Raw genomic sequence first — 16,243 nt, forward strand, 5'->3', positions numbered from 1 at the left:
TCGCCCGGCGCCGCGCCGCCCGCGACCAGGCCGCGGGCGAGGGCGGTCGTGGCCGCGGCGAGGTCGGCCAGGCGGACGCGTTCGGCGGAACTGGGGAAGGTCACGGCGGTGTCGGGATGGCCGGCGGCCGCCTCGTCGAGGGCCCCGGGCAGGGTCAAGCCACGCATCAGGTGTGCTCCCGTCCTGTACTGGTGGGCGGCGCGGTCGCCGCGATCGCGCGGGCCAGGTCGGTCAGCTCCCCGGCCGGCGCGAGAGCCACCCGCGCCAGCTGGGCGGGATGAGCGCCGCCGGCCTCCCGCACCCAGGTCGCCGGCACCCACCGATGCACCTCGACGAGCGGCGCCTCGACGACCGGCACCTCGGCCCCCGGTGCCACGAAAGCGGGCACCTCGACCGCGAACGCCAGGTGACGCCTGGGGGTCTCGACGACCCGGCACAGCGGCGGGCGCCGCGCACCCGGGTAGCGCGAGTGGACCCACCCGGCCTGCGGGTCGCCGTCGAAGGTGATGGTCCGCAGCCCCGCCCGCAGCCCGAGGCCGGTGTACTTCGCGACGGCCTCCTTGGCTGACCACAGCCCGCGCACCGCCGCGCCCGCCGGCAGGAGCAGCTGCTCGTCGAGCGCGCAGAACCGCCCGGCCACCTCGGCGATCAACGCCACCGGCGTGTCCTCGACGTCGACCGCGCAGCCCGCCGGGTGGAAGCCGACGACGAGGACGTCCCGATCGTGCGCGATCCCGGCCCGCGCCCCCGCCGCCGACTCCCCGCGCGGCACCGGTCGGCCGCCCGGAGCGACGTCCAACGGCACGTCGGCCGCGGACGCGACTCCGAGATGCTCGGCGAGCACACTCGCCAGCAGCAGGTGCCCGAGCCGGCTCACGATCGACCTACCGAGGCCGTCGCGCGGCTCCGGCCACCCGGCCGCCACGTCCGCCAAAGACAGGAGGTGGCACTCCAGCGCGGGCGGGACCGCTGCCGGGCCGTCGGCGGGACTCCGGGGAGGCCTGGCCGGGCTGCCCACTCGCGACGCCGGCATGGACACCCCTCTCGATGCGGTTACCAGGTGGCATCAGCGCCGCAGCCAAGACTGACAATCGGGCATCGAAAGGTCAACGAATAACGAATTTCTTCGATCGATCCATCACCGTGGACAATGAGCCGCATCGCGGCGGGCCGCGGGATTTCAGGGTATACGCCGAGGTTCCGACGGGCGCCGTTTACCGACCCTTCGGCCCATTGGCACCGGCGGGACGGCACACGTTTCACTATTGTTTGCCCACCCGTCGGCGGCCGGCGCGACGTTCACCGGTCTTCGCGCGGGAAGCCCGGATATCGTCGCGGCATATCGGCCGGTCGAAAGCAGCGCCGGCGGGGCCACCCGGCCAGCGTGACCACCGGCACCATCGACAGGAGGGCTCGGTCGTGGACCACAACGGCACCGCGAACGTCAACGGCACCGCGAACGTCAGCGGCACCGCGAACCCGAACGGCGTCGCCGACCCGGACGAGATCGACCGGCGCATGGCGGACCTGCGGACGCTGCTGAAGCAGGGTCTCGCCGACGGCATCGGAGTGGGCCACTCTCTGGGCATCCACCTCGGCAGCCTCGAGGTCGGCCGCTCGGTGTGGACGCTGCAACCGTCGCCGGCCGCGGCGAACGCCATGTTCACCGTCCACGGCGGGGTCCTCGCGACACTGATGGACACCGCCATGGGCAGCGCCGTGTTCACCGCCCTTCCGGCCGACACCTACTACACGACCCTGGAACTCAAGGTGAACTTCGTCCGCTCGGTCGCCCTCACCGGCGACCTGCTGTCCTGCACGGCGAAGACCGTGCATGTCGGCCGCCGCACCGCCACCGCCGAGGCCACCGTCACCGCCGAGAACGGGAAACTCATCGCCCACGGCACCTGCACCTGTCTGCTGACACCCGCGTGATCGGTGAATGACCACCAGCCAGTCACGTCATCACAGTCGGGACGCTCACGTAGCGCTCAGTCTGCCCCTGGGAGTCGCTCGCGAAGTCGACGGCTGAAGGTCACCGGGTAAGGCAACAGTTTGAGTCTCTCGAGGGTCGTGGCCACTCCCTGAGCCTGCAGACTTTCTGCCAGCCGCGCCCAGGTGTGCGGCTCCCCCGTCTCCTCCGCATCATCGGGCTGGACCACTAACCGAGCTGTCGCTTCGACGTCCTCGGCGGTGAGATAAGCCCACGGAGTATCGCCCTCAGGTGCACCGTGTCGCCGGATACTCCAGCCGCGGTCAGTGGTCAATGTGAGGCGACGCCCGTCGGAGAGCGTCGCAGTCTCTTCTACGCGGAAATCCAACACCCCGTTGAGCGATTCGGGAGTCTGGCCCGCCGTGCCCGCCAGCCAAGCCGACCCCGGACGGCTGTCGTCGAGGTCACACCAGCAGCCCAGGCTCACAATTTCCACGGTCACAGCGCCCACCTGTCCCGATTTGAAGATCTTCCTCAATGCACCGTAGAGCCGTGATTCATCAGGCCTGGGCACCCTCTGCCGAAAAGGATTCCTGCCTTTTCCGAGACGCCCTGAACTGTTAGCAGTAGCTGGCCTGAGCGGGCGCGGTTCGTCAGGCGTCAGCTCGGGGGGCGGCGAGAGCCGCGCGGATCATCGGGATCTGCAGCGGTATCCGGGCCCAGGCCAGGACAGCCGTGGCGACGTGACGCGGCTGGCCGCCGCCCTCGCGGACGCGGGTGGTGGCGTCCAGGGCCGTCTGCAGGTTCCCCGGCCACACGCCGACGAGCAGGGCCGCGCTGGCCGGTCCCGCCCACCGCGCCTTCGCCAGCAGCCCCGCCGCGCAGGCCAGCTCGGCGACGCCGCTGGCATACACGATCTCGCGGGGACGTGGCAGCGCCGGCGGGATGAGCGGTTCGAAGACCGACGGACGCACCAGGTGCACGACTCCGCTGACCAGGAAGGCGGCCGTCACGAGGGACGGACTCGGTCGGCTTCGCGAGAGGAGGGACATAAACGAATCGAACCACCTCCGCGCGCGACCCGCCCGGTTCGGGCGACCGGTACTGCGATCCCGCGACGAACACGGACTGTCCACTGTCCGCCCGGACGGGCCGACCGTCGGCGGGGTGTCGAAGGTGGCGGCGGCGGGCGTCACAGCCATCCCTCGACAACCCGCCCGCCAGCGGGTACACGGACTGGCGAGCCGCAGGTCACAGGCCCGCGAGCGCCGCGGCGACCCTCCCCGGGGGAACACCCCCGGGCAGCGACGCGCCCTTGGTCCGCCGGTGGCGATGCCTTGGTCCCCCGACAAAGCTCCATCGGTCCCAGCCTGTTCGTCACTGACGGCGATGCACAGTCGTCTTGACGATCCGTCGGTGACCGACCTGAAGGAGAGCCAGCGTGCCCATCTGGCACATCCGTCCGTACGAGACCGTCGACTACGCGGCCACCGTGCGTCTGTTGGAGGAGGTGCACGGCGCGCCGGGCGGCTCGCCGATCAACCTGACCGACACCGTCCTGGCGCTGCGCGCCGACTCGCCTGACGCCGACACCGAAACCCCGGCGGTGGTCGCCGTGGCCGGCGAGCACATCGTCGGGGCCGCGGTCGGGCGCAAGGAGGGCGGGCAGGGCCGGGTGCTCACCGTCGCCATCGCTCCGGCGTGGCGACACCACGGGATCGGCTCCGGGCTGCTGCAGGCCGTCGAGAACCAGCTGCTGCACGTGGGCTGCCGCCGGATCACCACGCTGATCAACCCCGGTCAGCCCGACGAGGAGGCGTTCCTCAACCGCGGTTTCACCGCGACCGGGCAGGTCCTCTACGACAAGCAGATCCCGCTGCGCCCGGCGGACGTGTCGACCGTCGAACGCTGGGGCGGGTCGCTGCTGAGCGCGTCGGAGTGGTCGAACCTCGCCGGGATGGAGGAGGAGCGCTCGATGATCGAGAAGCGCCTGCTCCTGCCGGTGCGGGAACGGGAGCTGGCCGAGGCGTACGGCGTGGTCATCCCGACCGCGATGCTGCTGTTCGGGCCGCCGGGAACGGGCAAGACGTCGTTCGCCCGCGCGGTCGCGGCCCGGCTGGAGTGGCCGTTCGTGGAGCTGCTGCCGTCCCGACTGGCCTCGGGCGCCACCGGGCTGGCCTCGGAGCTGCGCACGGCGATCCACGCCCTGATGGGGGTGGAGCGGGTCGTGGTGTTCATCGACGAGGTCGACGAGATCGCCCAGTCCCGGGAGGTCCGCCCGGAGAACCAGTCGGTCGTCAACGAGCTGCTCAAGGCGATCCCACTGTTTCGCGGGGTACAGGGCCGGCTGCTGATCTGCGCGACGAACGCGGTGTCCGCGCTGGATCCGGCGTTCGTCCGTCCCGGTCGGTTCGACCTCGTGCTGCCGGTCGGCCCGCCGGACGCCTCCGGTCGCCGGGTGCTGCTTGCCGGGCTGCTGGAGCGGATCGCCAACAAGGCGGAGATCGACCTGGACGCGGTCGTCGCCGCCACCGACCTGTTCACCCCGGCGGACCTCACCGCGGTCGTGCAGCGTTCGGCCGCGGCGGCCTTCCATCGGGCCACGGACGGCGTCTGGCCGGCCGGCAAGCCCGATTCGGACGCGGCCGGACCCGAGGGCGGCCATGACCCCGCCGCCTCGCCGCTGCGCACCGAGGACCTGCTCGACGCGGCCCGCCAGGCCCGGCCGACGATCAGCCTGACCGAGCTGGACCGGTTCCGCCGGGACGCGCAGGCCTTCACCCGGATCTGACGGCCGCTCCGACGGTCGTCCGCCGCCGCGACGGGACCCGCCCGCCCGTCGCGGCCGGGTCGACCGGCGGATCCACGCGGGACCTGGGAACTCTCCTTGCCCGCCGTTCGGCCATTCCAGTGAAATCCGCGCCTGACGGCGAGAAACTGACCATCGGCACGAATTACCCGACTCCCCGTCTCTCCACCACGGCCCTCGAGACAGGTGCATCGCCATGACAGTGGGAAACCGCGCCCTTTACATCGTCGTCTGCGGCGGCGGATATCCCGCCGGCGACCTTCCCGCCTTCGTCGAGCGGGCGCGGGACGCCGACTGGGACGTCCGGGTCGTCGCGACGCCGGCGTCGCTGAAGTTCATCGACGCCCCGCTGCTCGGCGATCTCACCGGGCACGCCGTGCGCAGCGAGTACGTCCTGGTGGAGGACGACGACGAGGAACGCCCGATCCCGGACGCGGTGGTCGTGGCGCCCGCGACCTTCAACACGGTGAACAAGTTCGCGACCGGGATCTCCGACACCCTGGCGCTGAGCCTGCTCAACGAGACCATCGGCTCCGGCATCCCGATCATCATCTCGCTGCCGCCGAACCCCACCCACGCCCGCCACCCGGCGTTCCTGACCAACATCGCCACCCTGCGCTCGTGGGACGTCGAAGTGATCTTCGACTACGAGGGCATCGTCCTGGAGGACGTCCCCGACATCGAGGCGTGGAAGGCGATGTTCCCCTGGCAGCAGACCTTCGACGCCCTCGAGGCAACGAAGAAGATCTGACCCGCCGCGGGCCCGGGGCCGCCGGGCCCGCGCCACTCGCGCGGTCCTGGACACTCCCTCACTCGTTCGTGGCGATGTCCCGACCGGCCGCGGGTGGGTGCGGCTCCCCCGGGCCTCGCGGGCCGGCAGCGCGGGACAGGTCGAGCCCGGCCGCCAGCGAGACGGCGCTGAGAACGAGCAGGAACCCGCCTGTCACCTGCGGGTTCTCCCATCTCCACCGGTCGTAGCGAATCAACTCGGCAAGGGGCATCAGCGCCCAGGTCACGCTGATGGGGAAGATCGCGGCGGCCCAGCCGGGTCGCCGTCCGCTGATCACGGTCGCGGTGACGAGGCAGACGATGACCGTGGCCGGCACGACCATCTGGATGGTGTCGACCAGGCCGCCGAAGGCCCGATAGGCGAAGAGCGGGCTGTTGTACTCCCTGTTGCCCCATGAGCTGAACAGCCAGACGCTGTGGGCCTCCAGTGCGGCGAGGAACAGGCCGAACGTCGCCGTCGCGGCGGCCAGATCCCGGCGGGGGAGCGTCCCCGGCAGACCAGCCCAGGCCATCGCGGCCAGCAGGAACAGCACGACGAGCAGATAGAGCTGCGGCCGCTCGATCGCGGTCAGCGCCGCGACGAGCACAGCGGCGCACACCGCGACGCACGTCAGGCCCAGCAGTGCCCGGGCCCGACGGGCAGCGCGCCATCAGCGGCGGCGAGGTCCTCCTGGGACAAGTGCGCTCTCGGCCGGTCCCTCCGCATGGCTCGGTGTCCGCAATGTTCACGGGGAACCGCCGGCCGGGCACGACCTGGCTAGGCGTGCAGGGGAAGGTCGATGGTGGCTCTGGTCGGGCCGCCGGGTGGACTCGTGAGGTCCAGCGAGCCGTCCACGGCACGGACCCGCTCGACGAGGCCGGCGAGGCCACCTCTGGCGGCGCGGTCGAACCTCGCTCCGCCGCGGCCGTCGTCGGCCACGGTCATCCGCATCCGCCCGGCCTGGCCGACGACGGTCACCCACACCTCGTTGGCCCGGCTGTGCTTGGCCGCGTTGGTGAGCAGTTCGGCGGCGCAGAAGTAGGCGATCGTCTCGATCGCGGCGGACGGCCGGTCCGGCAGGTCGACCCGGACCTGCACCGACTGCGGGCCGCGGGCGGCGAGGCTCGTCAGCGCCGCGTCGAGGCCGGCATCGAGGATCGGCGGGTGGATGCCGCGGGCGAGATCGCGTAGCTCGACGAGCGCCGCCTTCACATCGCGGTGGGCGGCGTCGACCCGGGAACGGGTCTCCTCCAGGTCGACATCCTCGCCGCCGGTGGCGAGCTGTTCGCGGACGGTGCCGAGGTTCATCGCCATCGCGACCAGCCGGGCCTGGGCGCCGTCATGCAGGTCCCGCTCGATGCGGCGCAGGGCGGCGGCGGAGTCATCGACGACGGCGGCCCGGGTGAGTTCCAGCTCCCGCATCCGCGCCTTCTCCAGGGAGCGGCGGGTCGGTCCGAGCAGCCCGCGGACCAGCATCCGGTCCAGCGCCACCAGACCGCGGACCAGGAACAGGCCGACCACGACGAGCACCACGCCGGCACCGATCGCAAGCAGCAGCCGCGGCCAGGTGTCAAGGAAGTAGTTGTCGCCGAAGGACTCGCCGCGGTGCGGGCGACCCAGGTCGTCATGCTGGACCGGCAGCCAGTGCCGCCACACCGGGTACGTGATGTAGCCGAGGCCACCGATCCAGCCGGCGACCGCGGCGACCGTCATCCCGATCGCCAGCGGGAACTTCAGCAGCAGGTAGAGGAACGTCCGCCAACCGGCGCCGTCACCCAGTCCCGAGCGGATCCACTGCCAGGCGCCGGGGTGCTGCGGGCGGAACGGCGGCGGCCCGTCGACGTGCTCCCCCAGTACACCGACAACCAGCCCTCGCTGCGCGGCACCGAGGCCCCGCGCGCCGACGAGCAGACCGGCGAGCATCGGCAGGCCCAGGAACGTCACCGACAGCGCAGGACCAGCGGACAGCGAGAAGACGACGTAGACGAACCCGAGGATCGCCAGCGGCAGCGTCGCGAGCGAGTAACCGAACTCGCGGGCCGCCCGCCAGCGCGGCCGACGCGTCGAGCGGCGTGGCTCCGGCGGAGCCGGGTGGCTGGACACACCCGGCTCCATGGGGCCGACAGAAGCCGGCTTCGCCGAATCGGAGTCCGGCGCTGGCGGAACGGTCATGGTCATCGACGCCTCGGGGGTGCGGTAGCTGGGACGCTCGCCGGCCCCGGTTGCCCCCACCTGCGTGACGACTACCGACGGCCGCCGGCTGACCTCTCCCACCCTGCCCGCGGCGGCGTGGGGTTCCCAGCCGGTACACCCACGTTCGACCTTCGGGTTATCCCAACCCCGACCGGCGGGCCGCCGCCGCCCGCCGCTGCCCGGCTAGGACGATCAGCCGACGAGCGCGCCTGGATGATCGCCGCAGCCGGCCCGCCGCAGCCGGTCAGCCGCAGCCGGTCAGCTGGACGCGGCGAGCTCGGCGATGGCGGCGTCCGCGGCGAGCAACCGGCGGGCGTTGTCGACGTGCAGGTTCTCGATCATCCGGCCGTTGACGGTGACGACGCCGAGCCCGGCCGCCGTCGCCTCGTCCCAGGCCTTGACGATCTCGGCGGCCTCGGTGAGCTGCGCCGCGGATGGCGAGAACGCCTCGTTGCACGGCGCGACCTGGCCGGGATGGATCAGCGTCTTGCCGTCGAAGCCCAGCTCGCGGCCCTGCTGGGCCTCGGCGGCGAAGCCCTCGGCGTCCTTGACGTTGTTGTAGACGCCGTCGATGATCGCCTTGCCGGCGGCCCGCGCGGCGAGCAGAGCGAGGCCGAGGCCGGCCAGCAGCGGCGCCCGGCCGGGAACGTGCTCGACGCGCAGTTCCTTGGCCAGGTCGTTGGTGCCCATGACCAGGACGGTGAGGCGCGGCGAAGCCTCGGCGATCTCCAGGGCGCGCAGCATCGCGATGGGCGTCTCGACCATCGCCCAGATCTTCGTGTGCTCCGGTGCGCCCGCAGCGACGAGGGCCTGCTCGATCGCATGCACCTCCGCCGCCGAGCCGACCTTGGGCACGAGAACCGCGTCCGGCCCGGCCTTCGCCGCGGCCCGCAGATCGTCGGCGTACCAGGCGGTGTCCTGCCCGTTGACCCGGATGATCAGCTCACGGCGGCCGTAGCCACCGTCGGTCACGGCAGCACAGACCCGCTCGCGGGCGGCCTCCTTGGCGGACGGGGCGACCGCGTCCTCCAGGTCGAGGATGAGCGAGTCGGCCGCGATGCCCTTCGCCTTCTCCAGCGCCCGCTCGTTCGCGCCCGGCATGTAGAGCACCGACCGCCGCGGCCGGTAGTCCGCCGGCGTCGCCTGAGTCCCGTCGGCCGTCACCGTGTCTCCTCCGTCGCGCGTCCAGTTGTCGTCTCGCCGACCCGTCACATTACTGGCCGGGCCGGCCAGGCGCCTTGATCACCGCCGAGGGCGGCGGATCACCAGCCAGCTACAACACCACGCGACCATCCAGTGTCCGAATTGTCCGTCCGCTGCGTGGGAGTGGGACTTCGGGCCGCTTCTGGTGAGTCTCGCAACCGAATTGTCCCTACCAAAGCGGCCGGGATTGACTCAGTCATGCACGGCCGACGGAGGCTGGTGGCTGTCGGTGAGGTCGGGACGGGAGAAGAGGCGGAAGAGCAGTACCGTGGACGGAACGATCACGAGCATGCCGGCGGCGATGGCGATGAGCAGGGCCACCAGGTTGGCCTCGGGCGCCGCCGAGGAGGCGACCGTGGCGCTGCCGACCACGAGGTCCGGGTACTGGGCGGCGGCCCAGCCCCAGAGGACGCCGGCGACGGCGAGGCCGGCGGCGAGGCGTGCCGCGGTGAAGCGGCGTCGCCACAGCAGGACCAGGGCGGCGATCCCGCCGGCGGCCGAGGCCACGGCGAACGGGACCGAGCGCTCGCCGAAACGGTGGGCGACGACCGGGGCATGCGACCACAGCAGTGGCAGCAGCACGGCGGCGAGCGCGCCTGCGGCCAGTGCCCCGCCGAGGGCGCGGCGGCGCAGGCCGGGCACGAGATGCTCGGTCGCGGTCAAGGCCGCCGCGTCCCGGCACAGGTAGACGGCGGCGAGGAACGCCGTCACCGTCACCGCGAACAGGCCGCAGACCAGGCCGAACGGGTTCGTCAGCGGACGGGTCGGATCGTTCTCGGCCAGGTCGCCGGTGGCCAGGGCCGCGCCGGTCACCCCGAGCGCGAACGGCGTGATCGTCGACGCCACCGCGAACACATGCCCCCAGAGCTGGTCGGGGCCGGCGGCGCCCCCACCGTAGGCGCGGTAGACGTACGCGCTGCCGCGCAGCACGATCCCGACCAACGCGGCCAGCAGCGGCAGCGCCAAGGTCGATCCGATGACCCCGAATGCCGCCGAGAATCCACTGAACAGCGCGACCAGCACGAAGATCAGCCAGACATGGTTGGCCTCCCAGACCGGCCCGAGCGACGCGGAGATCAGCCGCCGCTGGTCCGCGGCGTCGCGCCCGCGGGCGAGCAGGTCCCAGACGCCACCACCGAAGTCGGCGCCGGCCAGCAGGGCATACGCCGTCAGCCCGCCGACCATCACGACCAGCAGCAGGTTGGCCGCGGTCATCGCGCACCCCCCGTTCCCGCCGGGATCGGCACCGGCGCTCCCGGCGGCCGGGTGCCGCCCGGCGCCGGGTGCGACCCGTCCTCGCTATCGCCGTCACCACGTCTCGACGGACCGTCCTCGTGCGGCGAGCCGCGATCGGGTGGGGAGCCGCGATCGCGCGGGGAACCGTCGTCGCGCGGGGAACCGTCGTCGCGCGGGGAACCGTCGTCGCGCGGGGGGTGGGCGGGCGGCGACGCCGGGACCTCGGGGTCGGGTCCACCGGTGGCCATCCGACGCAGGATCAGCACCAGCGCGGCGGCGAGACCCAGGTAGAGGAGGACGGTGCCGGCGAACGTCCAGCCGACCCCGGGGCCGCCGTCGGTGACGGCGTCGGCGACGCGCATCCGGCCGTAGACGATCCAGGGCTGCCGCCCGCCCTCGGTGACCTCCCAGCCGGCGAGCATCGCCAGCATCGCGGCCGGGCCGGTGACCACGGCCGCCCAGAGCCACCGCCGGCCGGTCGGCAGCAACGGGCGCTGACCGCGCCGCCGGCGACGGAGCGCGACGATCGCGACCAGTGCCGCCAGCGCGATCAGCGCCGTGCCGAGGCCGGCCATGAGGGTGAACGCGCAATGCACCAGCAGGGCGTTCGGCCGCTCGGCCGGTGGGGCGGCGTCCAGGCCGGTGATCCGGTGGTCGGTGTGGAAGCCCTCGAGCAGTGAGAGCAGTTTCGGCAGCTCGATACCGTAGCGCACCTTCCCGCTCGCCTCGTCGTAGAAGCCGCCGATGGTCAGCGGCGCGCCGGTCTGGGTGCGGAACAGGCCTTCCATCGCGGCGAGCTTGAGCGGCTGGCGGGCGCCGACGACGCGGGCGGCCAGATCACCGGAGACGAGTTGCAGCGGGGCGCACGCCAGCACGACCGTGAGCCCGACCCGCAGGCCATGGTGGTGGTAGTCGTCGTTACGACCGCGCAGCAGGCCGACGGCGTAGATGCCGGCGACCGCTCCCCCGGTGCACATCAGCGCGGCGAGCAGCATGTGCACGACCTGCACGGGCGCCGCCGGGCTGAGGAAGGGTGCGAGTGGCTCGGCGGAGACGACCTTCCCGTCCACTTCGCGGACGTGGCCGGGGACGTTCATCCAGGCGTTCGCGGTGATGATGAACAGGGTCGACAGCGTGCCGGCGATCGCGATCGGCCACAGCGTCAGCCAGTGCGCGCGCGGCGAGAGCCGCCGCCAGCCGTACAGGTACATCCCGAGGAAGATCGCTTCGGCGAAGAAGGCGAAGCCCTCGAGGGTGAACGACAGTCCGAGCACCCCGCCGTAGCGGGCCATGAACGCCGGCCACAGCAGGCCGAACTCGAACGACAGCGCCGTGCCCGACACCGCCCCCACCGCGAACAGCACGGCGAACGCCCGCGACCACTTCCTCGTCAGCGCCAGCCACACCGGATCGCCGGTGCGGATCCACCGGCCCTCGGTGTAGAGCAGCAGCCACGGCAGGCCCACCCCGAACACGGCGAAGCAGATGTGGAACGCCAGCGAGAACGCCGTCTGCCCCCGGGCCAGGCCGGTCGATCCCGACGCGAGTACCACGGCCGCGGCGCTCATCCGCGTGGTTCGGTCGCAGCGGCCACCTCGACCCATCGCCGGGACCTCCGCGCCATCCGGACCACCTCCGCGTCATCCGCACCGATCGAACGTGAACAGATCTTCTACTCACCGTAGAAAGTTCTACGGACCGTAGAATAGCCCGTCCGGGCGAGCTTGGGCGGCCGGTCGCCCAGGCCCTGTTCCCCCGTCGCTAGCGTTCGGGGTCGGGCTGCGGTCGCCGTCCGGCATGGGAAGGCAGGTGGGGATGGGTCTGCGGGTGCCGGTGATCGCGCTGACCGGATACCTGGGCGCGGGCAAGACGACCGTGCTCAACCACCTGCTCGCCGCACCCGGGGCACGCCTCGGCGTGGTGATCAACGATTTTGGTGCGATCAACGTCGACGCCACCCTCGTCACCGGGCAGGTGGACGAGCCGGCCTCGATCGCGGGCGGCTGCGTCTGCTGCCTGCCGGACACCGACGGCCTGGACGAGGCGCTCGCGAAACTGTCCCAGCCCCGGCTGCGCCTGGACGCGATCATCGTCGAGGCCAGCGGTGTGGCCGACCCGCCGAACCTCGCCCAGCTCATCCGGTTCAGCGCCGTGGACCGGGTGCGACCGGGCGGCCTCGTGGACGTCATCGACGCCGCCGCCTACTTCGACACGGTCGACCCGGGCACCGGGTTGCCGCCGGCCCGGTTCGCCTCGGCCTCCCTCGTCCTCATCAACAAGACCGACCGCGTCCCGCCGGCGCGACGCGACGCGACGCTCGCGCGCATCACCGACCGGATCCGCGCGAGCAGTCCGCACGCCCACGTCGTCGCCACCGCCCACGGCCGCATCGACCCGGAACTCGTCTTCGACGCCGCGAACCCGCACGACCCCGTCGACGAACTCCCCCTCGCCGCCCTGGCCAGGGAGGATCGCCACCACGGCGACCATCCGCGGGCGAGCGCGGTGACCGTCGAGGCCCCGGCGCCCGTCGACCCCGGCCGACTCGTCGACCTGCTTGAGGACCCGCCCGCCGGCGCCTACCGCCTCAAGGGCACCGTCGCCGTCACCACCGGGCGAGGCCCACGCGATCACCTGATCAACGTGGTGGGACGGCAGATTCACGTGACCGCCCGCCCCACCGCGACCGGCCCGCGCGGCCTGGTCGCCATCGGGATGGATCTCGACCCGGTGGCCGCCCGCGCCCGGCTCGAGATGGCGCTCGAACCCTGTGAGGGCCGGGCCGCCGCCGACGGCGTCCGCCGCCTCGGCCGGTACCGGCGCCTCGCCACCTGACCATCGGCAACAATCAGCCGACGAGCAGGACCGCGCCTCTTAGCGCGCACCACAGGCTGAAAGCGCCGAACGCGAGCACCCAGAGCGGGGCGGGCAGGTGGGTGACCTCGGCGAGCATGTCGGCGTCGGAGCCGCTCACGCCTCGGCGGCGCGCCCGGTGCATCACCAGCACCGACCTCGGTCCGGACAACAGCAGCAGCCACGTCAGGAAACAGGCGTACCAGAGCTGCACCCACCCTGGGCAGAACCGCCCCACCAGGACCAGCGTGCCGATCATGCCCAGCACCACCGCCCGCCCGAACCCCCCGAACGTCACGAGCAGCAGCGCCACGAAGCCCAGCCCCGCCAGGATGAGCACGGCGGTGGCCTTCCCCGCCGCGAGCAGTGCCGCCGAGCAGACCCCGGCCAGCGGCGGCCCGGTATAGCCCGCGACCCCGGTCAGGAACAGGCCGAACCCCCGGTGACGACCCCAGGTGGCGGTGAGCCCCGCGCCGCTGGGCGCCATCCACACCCCCACCACCCTGCGCCCGGCCAGGTAGGCCGCGAAGGCGTGGCCGCCCTCGTGTACCGCGGTGTCGAGCCAGTCCACCCACCTGCCCCCGAGCACGACGAGCAACGCGAGCAGCCCGGTCAGCACCGTGACCGCCCGCGGCGCCGCCTCCCCGTCCACCACGACGGCCACGACGCCGCCAGCCATCCCGTCCACCGGTCCGCCCCCCACCCGACCCGCCGGCACCGACACCGAATCCCGTCGGTACCCCGATCATCCGGAGCTCGGGTCGTCCGTTCCCCGTCTTTTCCCGGGTTCGGTGAAAGGTGCCCGCAGGTGGTCAGCGAGCTCAGCGCGGAGCGACCGTGCGTTTCAGCGGGATAAGAACGTCGAGGTCGAGGTGCTCACGGAGCAGATGCTTGAGCCGTGGGCTGTCGATGAGCTCGATCCGCCCGTGCCGGCTGACAAAGTCCCAGCTCGCCGTGCCATACCAGGACGTCGTGACGAGAATTCCCTTGGTGGCCCGTTTGTCATCCATAACCCCGGCGAGGGCACGGACCGACTCCACGCCCACGACATTGCGGTAACGCTTCGCCTGGATAACGCACAGGCCCCCCACGATGGGATCGACGTTCGTGGCGACGGCATCGACGCCGTCATCGCGGGATGCCTGGGTCACCCAGGAGTTCATCCCCATGGCCTCGAAGAGCTGCCGGACGAGATGCTCGAACTCGGTCGGGCTCATATCGAGCAGGTTCGGCCGACCATCGAGATCGGCGAGGGCATCCTTGCCCTCGATGAACCGGTAGGAGGACAGGTCGAAGTCGACGACCGGGCGCACCGGCTCCAGATCGTACGGATGCGGCGAGACCAGTGCGTTCAGCCTGCGAAGGCATTCGACCGGGTCGACCTGGGCGAGGACGAGCCCGCTGAACTTCTCCCTCGTGGCGGTGACGCTGACCAGGCACGGGCGGGTGGGCTGACCGGTGGCGCGGTCAATGGTGCTGACATGGCCGTTGAACACAACCGCGTCAACGACCCCCGCCCCTTCCCCGTCGAAAACCTCCCGCATCGTGCGCAGGGCGATCTGGGCGACGACCGACCGGTAGAGATCCTTCCGGTCCCGCGCCGGTCGGGCCACCGCCGTGATCTCGTCGGACTTCTTCACATAACGGTAGGCGCGGTGCTCGGGAACGATGTCCGTGTCCGGCAGCTCGTAGTCGACGACGAGATCCTGCGAATCCGGCCGGTAGAGCAGCCGGTAGCCGTGGGGAAAGCCCTCGGGATAGACCGAGGAGACCAGTATCTCCGCCATGTACGCGGTGACGACATCCGGCTCGCCAGCAGCGAACGCGGCGGCCAGTCGATCGATTTCGGCATTGTGTTCACGGACCCGCTGCTGTTCACCCGCGACCAACCGGACGTAGGAGTCCTGGCGTTCGGCGAACTGCCGTACCCGGTCCGCCTCCGCCGCCTCATGTTCCGTGCAGGCGCCGGCGTACTCCGCCCGGGCCTGCGCCATCGCTCGCTCGTACCGGCCGGCGCCACCGAAGGCCCGGCCCACCGCCCCGGGCGCCGCGGGCTCGAAATCGGCCCATTGAGGGGCTGCGGCCGGGACGTCGAGGCCGCCCGCGTCGAACGGGGGCAGCGTCGCCTTCTGCCGGAGCACGTGGAACGCGAAGCCGGGCGAGGTCTCCAACGACGAGGACAGCAGGGTGGCCAGTTCCCCGATCCGGAGCTCGACGTGCGCGGTCTGAGCGGCCGCCTCAGCCTCCCGCTCCCGCACCCGCAGGCGCGCGCGTTCACGATCGTCGGCCGCCTGCGCCCGCTGCGCCTCCCGCCAGGTGCGCTGCGCCTCCCGGTCGATGCGGGCCGCTTCCCGGACCGCGCCGCGTTGCGCCTGCTCGGCCGCATGCCGGCGCCGCGCCACATCCCGCTGAAGCTCGGCGACAAACCCCCGGCGCTGCCCCATGACTACGCTCCCCATCCAGACGTACAGGACAGATCCGCACAGTACTGCACCGAACACTATTTCGTGCCCCGAGAGCCCAATCTCCCGCCTAACAGACAGCCGGGCTTCACTCTCCGTCATGGCCGACGGAGGCACGATCGATGGAGGCGCGGCCGACGAACGTCCGCCGAACATGGCGAGCCGGCTCGCCCTCGCCCCGCGTGAGGAGTCGCCTGGGCTAGCTGTGGACGGAACCGATACACGCCCTTGACCTGGGAGGGGGCTGCTGCCGAGGCCGCCTGGCGGGACCTGCGCCTGGCCGAGCGGGCGGTTCGGGACCTGATCCGCACGCCCGCGTACATCCCTCCCGCCCTCGCCGCCGGGTGGCGGGTCTGGTTGGACTGCCGGACGATCGAGCGCCTCGACGCCCTGGTCGTCCGGGCCGTCCCGGCGGCCAGGGCGGTGGCCGCAGCCTGCGCTGCCGCGAGTCAGGCAGCCACCAGGAACTCGCCGCGCAGGACGAACGGTGGCGTCACCAGTACGAGATCGGCCCGAGTCTCGCCCAGGTCGGCGCCTGGCGACACGAGATCGCCACGGTCATCCACGACCCGTCGCATGACCCCGCGGGAGAACGATGTAGCCGAACGATCCCCGCACGGGCGGGGCGGCTGGGCGGCGCGGGAGGATGGCAGTGTGATCGAAGCGAGACGCTGGCGACTCACCGTGGCGACCGGCCTGGAGCTGCATGTTGAGGAGATCGGCCCGGATCCCGCGCGGGCCGCGGCACGGGACGCGGCCCGCACCGCCGCCGAGGTGTCCTGGGC

14 protein-coding genes are annotated in these 16,243 nt (G+C 72.1%); 4 read left to right on the forward strand and 10 right to left on the reverse strand.

What is annotated here, in order from left to right; all coding sequences use genetic code 11:
• Positions 1-166: 166 nt before the first annotated feature.
• Entirely contained in the window at positions 167-877 is a 711-nt protein-coding gene (locus MXD58_RS07155) for a 4'-phosphopantetheinyl transferase family protein (RefSeq protein WP_248837363.1), read from the reverse strand.
• Positions 878-1,419: 542 nt separating this feature from the next.
• Here MXD58_RS07155 and MXD58_RS07160 point away from each other — a divergent pair.
• A complete protein-coding gene (locus MXD58_RS07160; protein ID WP_308301923.1) occupies positions 1,420-1,935 on the forward strand; it encodes a PaaI family thioesterase in 516 nt (171 codons plus the stop codon).
• 651 nt (positions 1,936-2,586) lie between these two features.
• Here MXD58_RS07160 and MXD58_RS07165 read toward each other — a convergent pair.
• Positions 2,587-2,946 (reverse strand): DoxX family protein, encoded by a 360-nt coding sequence (locus MXD58_RS07165; protein ID WP_248837362.1) that lies wholly within the window; start codon positions 2,944-2,946, stop codon positions 2,587-2,589.
• A 428-nt stretch (positions 2,947-3,374) separates the two neighbouring features.
• Between MXD58_RS07165 and MXD58_RS07170 the strand changes: the two genes are divergently transcribed.
• Both MXD58_RS07170 and MXD58_RS07175 read left to right on the forward strand, forming a co-directional pair.
• Positions 3,375-4,724 carry an ATP-binding protein gene (locus MXD58_RS07170; protein WP_248837361.1) on the forward strand — a complete coding sequence of 450 codons (1,350 nt, stop codon included), beginning with the start codon at positions 3,375-3,377 and terminating at the stop codon, positions 4,722-4,724.
• Between the two features lie 214 nt (positions 4,725-4,938).
• The gene (locus MXD58_RS07175) at positions 4,939-5,493 is read left to right on the forward strand and encodes a flavoprotein (RefSeq protein ID WP_248837360.1); all 555 of its coding nucleotides are present in this window, start codon (positions 4,939-4,941) and stop codon (positions 5,491-5,493) included.
• Positions 5,494-5,551: 58 nt separating this feature from the next.
• Here MXD58_RS07175 and MXD58_RS07180 read toward each other — a convergent pair whose 3' ends face one another.
• The 5 genes from MXD58_RS07180 to MXD58_RS07200 all read right to left on the reverse strand — a co-directional run bounded on the left by MXD58_RS07180 (position 5,552) and on the right by MXD58_RS07200 (position 11,711).
• Entirely contained in the window at positions 5,552-6,130 is a 579-nt protein-coding gene (locus MXD58_RS07180) for a hypothetical protein (RefSeq protein ID WP_248837359.1), read from the reverse strand.
• A 158-nt stretch (positions 6,131-6,288) separates the two neighbouring features.
• Complete coding sequence (locus MXD58_RS07185; RefSeq protein ID WP_248837358.1) at positions 6,289-7,614, reverse strand: sensor histidine kinase; 1,326 nt, start codon at positions 7,612-7,614, stop codon at positions 6,289-6,291.
• Positions 7,615-7,962: 348 nt separating this feature from the next.
• The gene (locus MXD58_RS07190) at positions 7,963-8,868 is read right to left on the reverse strand and encodes an HpcH/HpaI aldolase/citrate lyase family protein (RefSeq protein WP_248837357.1); all 906 of its coding nucleotides are present in this window, start codon (positions 8,866-8,868) and stop codon (positions 7,963-7,965) included.
• Positions 8,869-9,099: 231 nt separating this feature from the next.
• Entirely contained in the window at positions 9,100-10,122 is a 1,023-nt protein-coding gene (locus MXD58_RS07195) for a cytochrome d ubiquinol oxidase subunit II (protein WP_248837356.1), read from the reverse strand.
• The gene (locus MXD58_RS07200) at positions 10,119-11,711 is read right to left on the reverse strand and encodes a cytochrome ubiquinol oxidase subunit I (protein WP_248837355.1); all 1,593 of its coding nucleotides are present in this window, start codon (positions 11,709-11,711) and stop codon (positions 10,119-10,121) included. The genes MXD58_RS07195 and MXD58_RS07200 overlap by 4 nt, the downstream gene beginning before the upstream one ends.
• A 247-nt stretch (positions 11,712-11,958) precedes the next feature.
• Between MXD58_RS07200 and MXD58_RS07205 the strand changes: the two genes are divergently transcribed.
• Complete coding sequence (locus MXD58_RS07205; RefSeq protein WP_248837354.1) at positions 11,959-12,978, forward strand: CobW family GTP-binding protein; 1,020 nt, start codon at positions 11,959-11,961, stop codon at positions 12,976-12,978.
• Between the two features lie 13 nt (positions 12,979-12,991).
• Here MXD58_RS07205 and MXD58_RS07210 read toward each other — a convergent pair whose 3' ends face one another.
• The 3 genes from MXD58_RS07210 to MXD58_RS30165 all read right to left on the reverse strand — a co-directional run bounded on the left by MXD58_RS07210 (position 12,992) and on the right by MXD58_RS30165 (position 16,036).
• A complete protein-coding gene (locus MXD58_RS07210) occupies positions 12,992-13,675 on the reverse strand; it encodes a M50 family metallopeptidase (RefSeq protein ID WP_248837353.1) in 684 nt (227 codons plus the stop codon).
• Between the two features lie 142 nt (positions 13,676-13,817).
• Entirely contained in the window at positions 13,818-15,440 is a 1,623-nt protein-coding gene (locus MXD58_RS07215) for a restriction endonuclease (protein ID WP_248837352.1), read from the reverse strand.
• A 467-nt stretch (positions 15,441-15,907) separates the two neighbouring features.
• A complete protein-coding gene (locus MXD58_RS30165) occupies positions 15,908-16,036 on the reverse strand; it encodes a hypothetical protein (RefSeq protein ID WP_284677997.1) in 129 nt (42 codons plus the stop codon).
• Positions 16,037-16,243: the final 207 nt, after the last annotated feature.

It is taken from the genome of Frankia sp. AgKG'84/4 (assembly GCF_023242965.2).
Lineage (GTDB): Bacteria > Actinomycetota > Actinomycetes > Frankiales > Frankiaceae > Frankia.

What these genes read in the sequence shown, in the direction of transcription:
- MXD58_RS30165 (WP_284677997.1), bottom strand. Translation starts at nt 16,036, where the DNA reads ATGCGACGGGTCGTGGATGACCGTGGCGATCTCGTGTCGCCAGGCGCC.
- MXD58_RS07215 (WP_248837352.1), bottom strand. Translation starts at nt 15,440, where the DNA reads ATGGGGCAGCGCCGGGGGTTTGTCGCCGAGCTTCAGCGGGATGTGGCG.
- MXD58_RS07205 (WP_248837354.1), top strand. Translation starts at nt 11,959, where the DNA reads ATGGGTCTGCGGGTGCCGGTGATCGCGCTGACCGGATACCTGGGCGCG.
- MXD58_RS07210 (WP_248837353.1), bottom strand. Translation starts at nt 13,675, where the DNA reads ATGGCTGGCGGCGTCGTGGCCGTCGTGGTGGACGGGGAGGCGGCGCCG.
- MXD58_RS07195 (WP_248837356.1), bottom strand. Translation starts at nt 10,122, where the DNA reads ATGACCGCGGCCAACCTGCTGCTGGTCGTGATGGTCGGCGGGCTGACG.
- MXD58_RS07175 (WP_248837360.1), top strand. Translation starts at nt 4,939, where the DNA reads ATGACAGTGGGAAACCGCGCCCTTTACATCGTCGTCTGCGGCGGCGGA.
- MXD58_RS07200 (WP_248837355.1), bottom strand. Translation starts at nt 11,711, where the DNA reads ATGAGCGCCGCGGCCGTGGTACTCGCGTCGGGATCGACCGGCCTGGCC.